Annotated in this window: 8 protein-coding genes; 7 read left to right on the top strand and 1 reads right to left on the bottom strand. The window is 41.6% G+C overall.

Features of this window, described 5'->3' with window-relative positions:
• The 7 genes from N2257_09015 to N2257_08985 form a co-directional block, all read left to right on the top strand.
• Nucleotides 1-287, top strand: a 287-nt coding sequence (locus N2257_09015) for a hypothetical protein (protein ID MCX7794523.1), incomplete at its 5' end; no start/stop codon positions are given.
• Between the two features lie 195 nt (nucleotides 288-482).
• Nucleotides 483-1,340: a dihydropteroate synthase gene (locus N2257_09010; protein MCX7794522.1), complete on the top strand. Its 858-nt coding sequence runs from the start codon at nucleotides 483-485 to the stop codon at nucleotides 1,338-1,340.
• A 99-nt stretch (nucleotides 1,341-1,439) separates the two neighbouring features.
• Nucleotides 1,440-2,381, top strand: coding sequence for an acetyl-CoA decarbonylase/synthase complex subunit delta (locus N2257_09005; protein ID MCX7794521.1), 942 nt, complete (start codon nucleotides 1,440-1,442; stop codon nucleotides 2,379-2,381).
• 10 nt (nucleotides 2,382-2,391) lie between these two features.
• Nucleotides 2,392-3,735 (top strand): acetyl-CoA decarbonylase/synthase complex subunit gamma, encoded by a 1,344-nt coding sequence (gene acsC, locus N2257_09000; GenBank protein MCX7794520.1) that lies wholly within the window; start codon nucleotides 2,392-2,394, stop codon nucleotides 3,733-3,735.
• A 50-nt stretch (nucleotides 3,736-3,785) separates the two neighbouring features.
• Nucleotides 3,786-6,002 carry an acetyl-CoA decarbonylase/synthase complex subunit alpha/beta gene (gene acsB / locus N2257_08995; GenBank protein ID MCX7794519.1) on the top strand — a complete coding sequence of 739 codons (2,217 nt, stop codon included), beginning with the start codon at nucleotides 3,786-3,788 and terminating at the stop codon, nucleotides 6,000-6,002.
• An 11-nt stretch (nucleotides 6,003-6,013) separates the two neighbouring features.
• Nucleotides 6,014-8,002, top strand: coding sequence for an anaerobic carbon-monoxide dehydrogenase catalytic subunit (gene cooS, locus N2257_08990; GenBank protein MCX7794518.1), 1,989 nt, complete (start codon nucleotides 6,014-6,016; stop codon nucleotides 8,000-8,002).
• A gap of 340 nt (nucleotides 8,003-8,342) precedes the next feature.
• The gene (locus N2257_08985; protein MCX7794517.1) at nucleotides 8,343-10,421 is read left to right on the top strand and encodes an MFS transporter; all 2,079 of its coding nucleotides are present in this window, start codon (nucleotides 8,343-8,345) and stop codon (nucleotides 10,419-10,421) included.
• Between the two features lie 171 nt (nucleotides 10,422-10,592).
• On the opposite strand, the gene N2257_08980 is transcribed toward N2257_08985, so the two are convergent.
• Nucleotides 10,593-11,408 carry an inositol monophosphatase gene (locus N2257_08980; protein ID MCX7794516.1) on the bottom strand — a complete coding sequence of 272 codons (816 nt, stop codon included), beginning with the start codon at nucleotides 11,406-11,408 and terminating at the stop codon, nucleotides 10,593-10,595.
• Nucleotides 11,409-12,051: the final 643 nt, after the last annotated feature.

The raw sequence follows: 12,051 nt of genomic DNA, 5'->3' as shown, positions 1-12,051 counted from the left end.
GCCATGCAGCGTTTGACCCGAAATATGGTGCGCAAGGCAGCGGTGGTTTTTCTGGTGGATTTGGCGGTGGATTTGCTGACTTTGATTTTGGCAGTTTTGGCGATATTTTTGAAGACCTATTTGAAGGCATGAGAACTAAGGATATGGTTATAGTAACCTTTCTTGCCCTTCTTGAACTACTCAGACTCGGTCTTGTAAGGGCCTATCAGGAGAGGGCTTTCAGTATTATCTGGATATTTAAAAAAGATAGTCAGATTAATAATTTTTCGTATATTGAAAAAAAGTAACACCTGTTACCCTTCGTGGCAATTTATAGCTTTATAAGATAAAAAAATTCCAAAAAATCTTTACTTTAAAAATAGTTTATGCTATTCTTATTAACTTAAGTTTTTGGTGTTTTATTTCCTGGATTTTATATAATTCAGCCAGGATTTTAAGCCTGAAAAAGTTGTTCATCTTCCGCTAAAAATGAGGAGGTAAGGATGCTCATAATAGGAGAAAAGCTCAGCATTATCGCTAAAAGGGTTAGAGAGGCAATGCTCAAGAGGGATAAGGCTCCTATTCAGGAAATAGCAAGGGAACAGTGGAAGGCTGGAGCAGGTATGATAGATGCCAACATAGGACCTGCTGAAGATAGTGGTGAGGCACTCATGGAGTGGATGGTCACAACAATTCAGGAGGCAGTACCACTTCCAGTCTGCCTGGATACAACAAATTATAAAGCAATAGAGGCAGGTCTAAAGGTTCATAATAATCAGTGGGGCAGACCTTTAATTAATTCTACATCAAATGATCCAGAAAGGTTTCCGATGCTTGAGCTTGCTGCAAAATATAAATGTCAGATAATTGGATTGACTGTTGGTAAGGGCGGTCTACCTGCTGATGCCGGTGAGCGTGCTGCTATTGCAGCGGAGATAATGGCAAGGGCTATGGAATACGGGGTTCCCCTTGAGGATCTCTATCTTGATCCCCTTGTTTTGCAGGTTGCCACATCCCAGGACCATGCTATGAAGGTTATAGATGCAATAAAGATGTTTAAAGAGATGAATGACCCTCCAATGAAGACTGTCGTGGGTTTGAGTAACATATCAAATGGCTGTCCGAAGGAACTGAGACCAATCATTAATAAATACTATTTTTTGATGCTGCTTGAAGCAGGGCTTGATGCAGCCATAGCTGATCCAAAGGAAATGGCAGAGGCAATGGAGGAGAGAGAACTATTTAAAGCGGTACTTTCAGGAAAGGAAATAAATGATTCAAGAAAACAGCTGATAATTAAAAAAACCATTGATATAATTACGGGCAGGACCCTATATGCCCATTCTTATCTAGAGATGTAATAAAACGGTCATGTGTTGTGCGTGATGGGTAAGGGTTTATAATTTAATCCGGGCTGATCACGCATTATGAATTACTGATTATTAATTACGGAGGTAAAAATGGCATTTGTTGCACCAAAGGAAAGTTACTCTGGTAAGGTCTTTGAGGTAACTATTGGAACAGATAAACCAGTCAGTTTTGGTGGTGAAAATGTGCTGCCTTTTCATTCCTTTGAAGGTACAATCCTTCATAGACCTGTTATAGCCTACGAGATTCAGGACATTCCACCAGATGACTGGCCCGAGACCGTAAAGGTCATCTACAATGAAGTATCTTATGATCCGGTTACATGGGCAAAATTCTGCGAAGAAAAACTTAATGCAAAGGCAATAGCCCTGAGGCTAATCGGAACCCATCCCGACAGAGAGAATCGAACTCCAGAGTATGCTAAAAATATCGTTAGTGATGTTCTGGCTGCCATAAAGGTTCCACTCATTATACTTGGGAGCAATCATGTGGAAAAAGATTCTGAAGTTCTCGTGGCAGTTGCTGAGGCTGCAAAGGACAGAAACTGTATAATTGGTAAGGCTCAGGAGGGTAACTATAAAACCATTACTGCTGCTGCAATGGCTCACAATCATAAGCTCATTGCAATGTCCGAGCTTGATATAAATCTATCCAAACAGCTAAATATACTTATCACCCAGATGGGGTTTCCCAAAGACAGGCTCATTACCGATCCCATGTGTTCTGCCCTTGGTTATGGAATTGAGTATACCTACTCAGTTATGGAAAGGATCAGACTTGCAGCACTAACCCAGAATGATTCAGTTATGCAACCTCCCATGCTCGGAGATGTAGGTACCTATGTCTGGAAGGTCAAGGAGACTCAGGCATCAGAGCTTGAACTCCCGCTGTGGGGTTCACTCAAGGAGAGAGCTATTGCCTGGGAAGCTGTGACAGCCGCAGCCATGCTTATTGCAGGAGCAGAGCTCCTTATCATGAGACATCCGGAGGCTGTAAGTGCAGTCGAGAGATTTGTTGATGAATTAATGGAATAAGGAGGTAAAAATGGCCTTAACAGGTGTAGAGATATTTAAACTTCTTCCAAAGACCAATTGTAAGAAGTGCGGACATCCTACCTGTCTAGCCTTTGCAATGAAGCTTGCCCAGAGGCAGGCATCCCTTGATCAATGTCCTGATGTTTCAGAAGAGGCAAAAAGGATTCTCAGTGAGGCATCGGCTCCACCGATAAGACCTGTGACTTTTGGAATCGGTGACAGGGCAGTTAAGATGGGTGAGGAGACGGTGCTTTTCAGACATGAAAAGAAGTTTGTTAATCCTACAGTCTTTGCTGTTGAGATAAAGGATACAGATAGTAATGAAAAGATTGAGAAAACTTTAGATGATATCCTTACCTCTGAGATTGAGAGGGTAGGTCAGAGGCTGAGAATTGATGCAATATTTATAGATAATGTATCAGGAGATCCATCACATTTCGAGACAGTTGTAAAGAATGTATTTCAGAAGGCATCGGGTGTACCTTTTATTATATCTACAGTAAATCCTGAAGCAGCAGAAAGGGCTCTCAAAATTATTTCCTCAGAGAGACCACTTCTTTATGGTGCAGATAAAGATAATGCAGATAAGATGTGTTCCCTTGCAAAGACCTATAAGGTTCCCTTAGGAGTGAAGGCCGATGGCCTTGAGGCTTTAGCCGAGCTTACAGAAAGGATAAAATCCCTTGGAGTGGAAGACCTCGTGATTGACAGTAATGCAAGAAAGGCAAAACAGCTTCTTGAGCATAACACCCTTATAAGAAGAGCGAGCCTTAAAAAAGGCTTCAAACCCCTGGGATATCCTGTCATAAATCTATGCCAGAGAGATGATAAACTCCTTGAGGCATTAATTGCTGCACTGGGTGTGATGAAATATTCGTCCATAGTGGTATTGAGCAGCGCTGAAAGATGGAAGAATCTTGCACTCTTCACCTTCAGGCAGAACATTTATACAGATCCTCAGGTTCCCATGCAGGTTGAACAGAAGATATACAAGATAGGAGAACCAAAGCCTGATTCACCCCTTCTTATCACCACGAACTTTTCGCTTACATACTTTATTGTTTCAGGAGAGATAGAAAATAGCAAGGTTCCTTCAAGGCTTGCAGTTATGGATTGTGAGGGTCTTTCTGTTCTTACAGCCTGGGCAGCAGGAAAATTTACTGCTGCAAAGATAGCGCAGTTTATAAAGGAAAGCGGAGTAGAAAATGAGATAAGTCACAGGGAGCTGATCATCCCAGGCTACGTGGCTATTCTGAGCGGAGCAATAGAAGAGAAGCTTCCTGGATGGAAGGTCACTGTTGGACCAAGAGAGGCAAACGGAATACCTGCCTTTTTAAGACAGAGAATGAGTTGACTAATTTAATTAAATAATTAATAATAAATTTAATAAATTTGGAGGTAGAAATGTCAAAGATTATCGCCTCAGCAGCCATTAGAGGAGCACATAGACTTGTAAAAGAGGCAGAGGAGGCTCTTGAGAAAGCAATCAGTGAAAAGGGAAAGGATTATCAATTTGAATTTCCTGATACTGCCTTTTATCTTCCCATGATCTATGCAATGACAGGTTTTGCCGTAAAGACCCTTCAGGACATGAAGGCTGCCCTTGGTTTTGCAAAGGAACTACTTCATCCAGAACCTGAGGAGCATATATGGAGACCATATCTCGGAGAAGCCCTTGATTCAGGAATGGCAACACTATTTGCCGAGGAGATCATACTTGCTCTCAGGTATATAAACGGACAGGAGCCAGCTAAGGACCCTGAGACAGGTTATGTTTATAATGGTTTTATCACAGATACTATTCAAAGGAATCTCGGTATCCAGCTTGTTGATGGAAGGATGCCGGGTTTTGCTGCAATTATTGGAGCTGCTCCTGATGAGGATATAGCTGTAAGGATAGTTAGAGAACTTCAGGAAAAGAATATACTTGTATTCCTTTCAGGTCAGGCCCGTGACAGAAATGGAAAACTTACAAGTGTAACAAAACAGCTTTTAAACAGAAAAGTTGAGCTTGGATGGGATACCTATATTGTTCCACTCGGGCCTGATACAGAACACACCCTTTATGCCCTTGACTGGTCAATAAGGGCCTCACTCATTTTTGGTGGCAATAAACCAGGAGACTACAGAGCCCACCTTAAATACACAAAGGACAGGGTCTTTGCCTTTGCCCTTGTGCTCGGTGAGCTTGATGATATTAAATGGTCAACAGGAGCTGGAGCTATAAATATGGGTTATCCAGCTGTATGCGATACAGAGGTCCCTGTTATTCATCCTACAGGAGTCTGTACCTATGAAGAGGTTGACAGGGAGCTTGACCACTCAAAGATCGTACAGAGGGCAATAGAGGTAAGGGGTCTCAAAGTCATAGTAACAAAACCACCAATACCGGTTTCCTACGGTCCTGCCTTTGAGGGTGAGAGAATAAGAAAGGAAGATACATTCATAGAATTCGGTGGACAGAGGACTCCTTCCTTTGAATGGGTAAGGATGAGAGAACTTGATGAGATAGAGGATGGAAAGGTAATCATAGTTGGTGATAACTGGAAGGAACGCTATGAGAAAGGCGGTCAGATGCCACTGGGGATGGTTATAGAGGTTGCTGGAAGAAAGATGCAGAAGGACTTTGAGGCAGTCATTGAGAGAAAGATTCATCACAATATTAATGAAGCACAGGGACTCTGGCACATGGGTCAGAGGGATATAAACTGGATAAGGATAAGCCATGCAGCAAAGAATGCAGGTATAACACTCGAGCACCTCGGGATAATCCATACAACAATGATGAAGAACAGATTCAGTGCGATAGTTGACAAGGTGCAGGTTACACTCTACACTGAGGAGGCGGATGTCCTAAGGGTTATGGAGGAGGCAAGGAAGGCTTACAAAGAAAGGGATCAGAGACTCGGAGCCCTTACAGATGAGGCTGTAGATACCTTTTATTCCTGTCTTCTATGTCAGAGTTTTGCACCCAGCCATGTGTGTGTAATAACTCCGGAGAGGCTCGGGCTATGCGGTGCCTATAACTGGCTTGATGCAAAGGCAGCCTTTGAAATAGATCCCACAGGTGGTAACCAGCCTGTTCCGAAGGGTGAACTGATTGATCCTGTATATGGTAGATACACAGGTGTTGATGAATATCTTAAGAAGGCTTCAGGTGGAGCTGTGGAGACACTGAATCTTTACACAATAATGGAAAATCCAATGACATCCTGTGGATGTTTTGAATGTATTGTTGCGATCATTCCTGAGGCAAATGGTGTGATGATTGTGAACAGGGGGTTTACGGGTATGACACCAATAGGAATGAAGTTCTCTACACTTGCTGGAACAGTTGGTGGTGGAATGCAGACACCGGGATTCATGGGCATAGGAGTTAATTTCATTACAAGCAGAAAATTCCTCTATGGCGATGGAGGATTAAGGAGAATAGTATGGATGCCGAAGGCACTCAAGGAAAGGATAAAAGAGGCATTTCAGAAAAGGGCAGAGGAAGAGGGCGTACCTGACCTTCTTGATAAGATTGCTGATGAGACCATATGTGAGGACTCGGAGAAACTTCTTGAATTTCTAACACAGGTGGGCCATCCTGCTCTTGAGATGGAACCAATAATAAAATAAGGAGGCAAATCATGGATAAGAAACTTATAAAAAGTGCAAATGAAGCAGCAGAAAGAATTATAGAATGGGCAGAAACCCAGAGACTTGAGACATGTTTTGAAAGGGCAGAAAAAATTAAACCCTGCCCTATAGGCCATTCAGGTGCATGCTGCAAGGTCTGCCATATGGGTCCTTGCAGGCTTGTAGGTCCTAACGCAGAAGAGGAGGCAAAGGGTGTCTGTGGCGCAGATCTTCCAACTGTTGTAGCAAGAAACCTTGTGAGAATGATAGCTGCTGGAACAGCGGCCCACAGTGACCATGCAAGGGATATGGTCCTCACACTGCTTGCAGCAGGTCTTGGAGAGACAAAGGATTTTGAGATAAGGGATGTCAGGAAACTGTACAGGGTTGCTGAGATTATTGGAGTAGAATTTGAAGGAAGACCTGTAAAGGATGTTGCAAGGGATGTTGCATTGAAATTCCTTGAGGATTATCAGAGACAGCAGGGCGAATTGAATTATATAAAGAGAGCTCCTAAAAAAACACAGGAGAGATGGAGGAAGTGGGGAATTGTTCCAAGGAACATAGATAGAGAGATTGCTGAAGCAATGCACAGAACCTCAGTTGGAGTTGACCATGACCCTGATAATCTCCTCCTTCATGGCTTAAGAACAGCACTGGCAGATGGCTGGGGCGGCTGCATGATATCAACTGATGTTACAGATATCCTTTTTGGAACGCCAAAACCTGTTAGGGCTGAGGCGAGCTTCGGAATATTTAAGGAAGATGAAGTGAATATAGTGGTCCACGGTCACGAACCAACCCTTGCAGAGATGATAGTGGAGGTTGCTTCTGAGCCTGAGATGCTTGCCTATGCAAAGTCAAAGGGCGCTAAAGGGATCAACCTAGGAGGAATGTGCTGCACAGCAAACGAGATACTCATAAGGCACGGTATTCCAACAGCTGGTGGTTTTACGAATCAGGAACTTGGGATAATGACGGGTCTTGTAGATGCTATTACAGTAGATGTACAGTGCATAATGCCAGCAATTACAGAGCTCTCAAAGAAGTTTCATACAAAGGTAATAACCACCTCAGAGAAGGCAAAGATACCGGGTGCAGTGCATATTGGGTATGATGAGCACAGGGCAAAAGAGGTAGCAAGACAGATTGTAAAAATTGCAATAGATAATTTCCCCAACAGAAAGTCGAGGGGAAGTTATGTAACGGATAAGTATCCTGTAATAGCAGGTTTCTCACATGAATATATTGAATACATGCAGGGTGGAAGATGGCGTGCTTCCTTCAGGCCCCTTAATGATGCCATTATGGCTGGAAGGATCCGTGGAGTTGTTGGACTTGCAGGATGCGATAATCCGAGAGTTCCATCAACAGGAATTCATAGATTCCTTGCAGTAGAGCTTATAAAGAATGACGTCCTTATCGTCTCCACAGGATGCGGTTCTGCTGCCTGTGGCACCGCAGGTTATCTTACACCTGAAATGGCACTTGAGCATGCTGGACCAGGGTTAAGAGAAGTCTGCGAGGCAATAGGAATACCTCCAATACTTCATCTTGGTGCCTGTGTGGATAATTCAAGGATACTTACAATCCTTACAGCAATGGCTCATGAAGGAGGTCTGTCTGATGAGATAGGTGGTATGCCAGGCGTAGGAATAGCACCTGAGTGGATGAGTGAGAAGGCAATAGCCATAGGATGTTATTTTGCAGCCTCTGGGGTACCGGTGATATTCGGAGGTGAGTCGCCTGTAGGTTCTTCAAGAGAGGTTACAAGGATAATGACAGAGGTCTGGTATGAGAGATTCAAGGGGGCGATGCATTTTGAACAGGACCCTGAAAGGATGCTACAGCTAGCACTTCAGTATATAGACAGTGCGAGAGAGGCACTTAAGCTAAAAAGATATGAACCCGGAAGATTTGGGACAGAGCGTGTGCTAATGGATATGGCAGCAAGGCGAGAGCTTGACAAGATTGCTAAACCACACGCTGGGCTCGGATAAAAGTACACTATATTTTAAATTTAATTTTATAACCCCTTTTCTCTGGAAAGGGGTTTTTTTCTGCTTAAAGGGATGAGACTTTGCAAATACTTGATTGATGTTTAAAGTTTAAGATGAATTTCTTGATAGCCTTTTATCTGACGGAAGAATCTCAGCAGTGAATAACTGTTCTAATTAAAGTCATTTATAACTACAGCCCTGACCTTTTTCATAAATCATATAGTAATTTAAACAGAAGTATTGACATTGCCTGCATGTTTGCTCTTTACTACTTTAAATAAAAGAATTTAAAATTAATGCTGTTTGTATATAAAAATCCTGTTACAAAAGGAGGTTATTTATGGAAAAGGAGCGGGTTGTCTTTAGAGAGATTGTACCGGTTGCCATAGTATCATGGGCTGGAGCCTTACTTGAGTGGGTGGACTTTTATGTTTATGCCATTTTAGCTAGAGTTCTTGCCAATATCTATTTTCCAAGTGATGATCCGGTAGCTAGTTTACTTGCATCCTTTGCTGCCCTGGCAATCGGCTTTCTATTTAGACCTCTTGGAGCCCTTTTATTCGGAAAAATTGGTGATCAATTTGGTAGAAAGATTGCCTTTCTTACGGCCATCACCATGATGATGGTTGGTACTATTGGTATCGCCCTTCTGCCTGGATATGCCACTCTGGGTATTATGGCTTCTTTAGGCCTTTTTATGCTTAGAATTATTCAGGGACTTGCTTTAGGAGGAGGCTTTGGTGCTGCAATTACTTATCTTGGTGAATTTACTCCCGATCACAGAAGGGGATTGATTACAGGTTTTCTGTTCACAACAGCTGCAACCGGAATGGCCGTTGCCGGAAACATCGTTTCTTTAATGCAAAATTACTTCGGATTGGAGGCCTTCAACTCTTATGGCTGGAGATGGTGTTTTGTCATCGCCGGTGGAGCAGTCTTTATTGTGGCTATAATTATTCATACTCTATATAAAGAAACTCCTGTTTTCACTGCCCTGAAACAGATAAGAAGGGTTACCAGCGCACCCATAAAGGAGCTTTTTACAAATAAGCATTATCTCTGGCTCTTTGTACTTGCCTGGATAGGTGTGATTGGCGCTCATGGACCGATCTGGTACACAAATCAGCTTTATGTATCTTACTACATGCAACACCATGGTATTTCTGCAGGAGATGCTGGAAAAATCCTTGCCTATGCTACTTACATCGCTCTCTGGACCTATCTATTTTTTGGATGGCTTTCAGATAAAATTGGCAGAAGACCGATACTTCTTATAGGTATTTATGCTAATGCCCTGATTTTCCCTTTGATTTTCCATTACATGAAAAACTATGTAAATCCTCCTGATTATACAGCTCTCTTTTTACTTACTGCAGTGTTAACTTATTTTAATGGTATAGGATACAGCGGTGCCATGTCAGCTATGTTGCTTGAGCTCTTCCCTGCAAAGATAAGAACTACTGCTATAGCCTTTACTTATAATATGGGATATGGTGTTACAGGCGGACTTACTCCCTTTATGATTACCCTTCTGTATAAAGTTACGGGTAATATTTATCTCTCCATCATTATCTGGTCTACCATTATCCCCATGATTATGGCCCTGCTTTATATTTTTAAGGGATGGGAGACACGTGGAGAGAGATTATGGGAAGAGCTTTCTGCCGGAAAATTTGCTCATAAAGCCTTAATCCTGTCTTCTCAGCAGACCATCGGAGAAGCCATGAAAAAAATGCAAACTGAAGAGCAAAGAATCGCTATCATTACAGATGATGGGAGATACGCAGGCATTGTTGAGGAAAGATCCCTTCTCAAGGCACTTGTTTCAGGTCACAGATTAGGCACGCCATTAAAAGAAGTTACCATCCCAGTCGATGCAGTACTTGATTCTGCAAGAGTTATAGATGCGGTGGTGTTGATACAGCAACAGGGACTTAAGGGTATACCCGTGGTAGATAAGAACCAAAATATTATTGGCTATGTTGATCCAAGGTATGTTTTCAATGAGGTGGCTGTAATTTCAGCGGGTATAAAGAAACCCTTTACTGAAAGAGTAAAGGTTGAGGAATTTTTAACCTCTCCCATTTCAGTTAAAGATGATATTCCTGTAATTGATGCAGCTAAGCTTATGGTAGAAAAGAATATAGGATTTTTACCTGTAATCAGTAGCGAGACATCTAAACTTGTTGGCGTTATTTCTGAAAGGGATTTAATGAGTTCCCTGTGTTGTGATGAGGCTAATAAAGGTAAACCTGTCAGGGATTTCATGACTACTAAGGTTATCACCTTAAATCCTGATAGCACCCTAAAAGAAGCCCTTGAAAAATTTATTGATTACAAAATCAGGCATCTTCCTGTAGTAAAAGATAACAGAGTTATAGGAGTTGTCTCCGTGAAGAATGTTTTAAAACTGGTATGATTTATTGCCCCCCTTCCGGGGGGCTCAATTTCAGATTTATACAACTATTCCTGAACCTTCTTACAGAAGCTGAATCTGCCTTTCTTTTTTCAGTTTTACATTATTCGAGCGGTGTGAAGTTCATAAAGGGTATGAAAACTTGTGTGCCTCTGATATAAGGCATACAGAATTTCAAAAAGGTTTAAAGTTCTCTGGATCCCTATTCTTTAAGATCTCAACCATTTCATCATGAATTAAGGCATTAGAGGCAATTATTGTATGCTTGAAGAGATTAAAGGGGTTTCCATGATAATCCGTTACCTTACCTTTAGCCTCCTGGACTAACAGAATCCCTGCAGCGGTATCCCAGGGTTTAAGATAGGCTTCAAAAAAACCATCGTATTTACCTGCAGCTACATAGGCTAAATCAAGGGCAGCTGATCCAAATCTTCTGATACCCCTTGTTCTGATCATAAACTCTTCAAAGGGTTTAAAAAAATACTCGGGTTTTTCCATAATTTTTGATACAGGAAACCCGGTAGCTAACAGGCAGTTAATTAAAGGACTCCTTTCTGAGACCTGAATCCTTTTATGATTAAAGAAGGCACCTCCGCCCCTGATGGCATAGAAAAGTTCTTCTTTTACAGGATTATAGACAATTCCTGCAAGCGGCTCATTACCTCTTAATAGGGCAATAGAGATAGCAAACCAGGGCAGTCCATGGGCAAAATTAGTTGTTCCGTCCAAAGGATCTATACAGAAGAATAGCTCTTGAGATGATAAAAAAGACCAGTCACTATGTGATTCCTCTGCAAGGATAGAAATCTCAGGAAAGATAGTAGATAGCTCCCTTTTTAGAAAGGCCTCAACCTCAAGATCGGCCTCTGTCACGAGATCAATGGTTCCTTTATGCGTTACTTCTGAACCTCTTGAATAATAAAATTTTAATAGATCCCCTGCCTGATAGGTCTTTTCTAAAAGCTTTATAAGAATTTTTTCTAAATTCATAATCTAACACCATAAGGTTAAAAGATCAGGATATAAACAGCTCTAATCACTCTCTATACAAATTTTATTCCTTTAAATTACTAGTCCTGCTTTAATAGGATAACATCTTTAACAACTTGTTGATAAGTACAGTCTTAATTTACGAACTCGCTTCACCCTTTAAAGTAATAAACCTGCGGGTTTGAATATCTCAGCTTAAAAGAGACACCATGCCACGCTTTATTTTCCTTTGACACGCTCTTACTCAGCTAAAGATGGTAATGTAAAATTTTCTTTGTAAAATTGAAAATTAAAGAAAAAGATTGTATCCTCCGTAATTAAAAATGAATTTTTCAAAGAAAGTGAGAACACCCATGTAAGTAGAACTCACTGAGGTAAGTTTAACAGATTTATGAAGGGATATCAAAGTAGTTTTAAGGATTTTTGGCAGTTAAGTGATGAAAGGATTAAGGGCATGAGAGTTATAAAGAGATAAAAATTGCCACCTCGTAGGTGTAAGGAAGGCAGGCATAGAGAAGGACTTAGAGGAGTTATTGAACTTTTACTATACACCTAAGAGCTCTTGGTGAAGCTAAGGACAACGAATGTAATAGAGAGGGCATTCAGGGAAGTAAGAAGAATGACGAGGCCAATGAGTTGCTTT

Source organism: Thermodesulfovibrionales bacterium (genome assembly GCA_026417875.1).
GTDB lineage: Bacteria > Nitrospirota > Thermodesulfovibrionia > Thermodesulfovibrionales > CALJEL01 > CALJEL01.
This window is presented reverse-complemented; position numbering and strand designations above follow the sequence as displayed.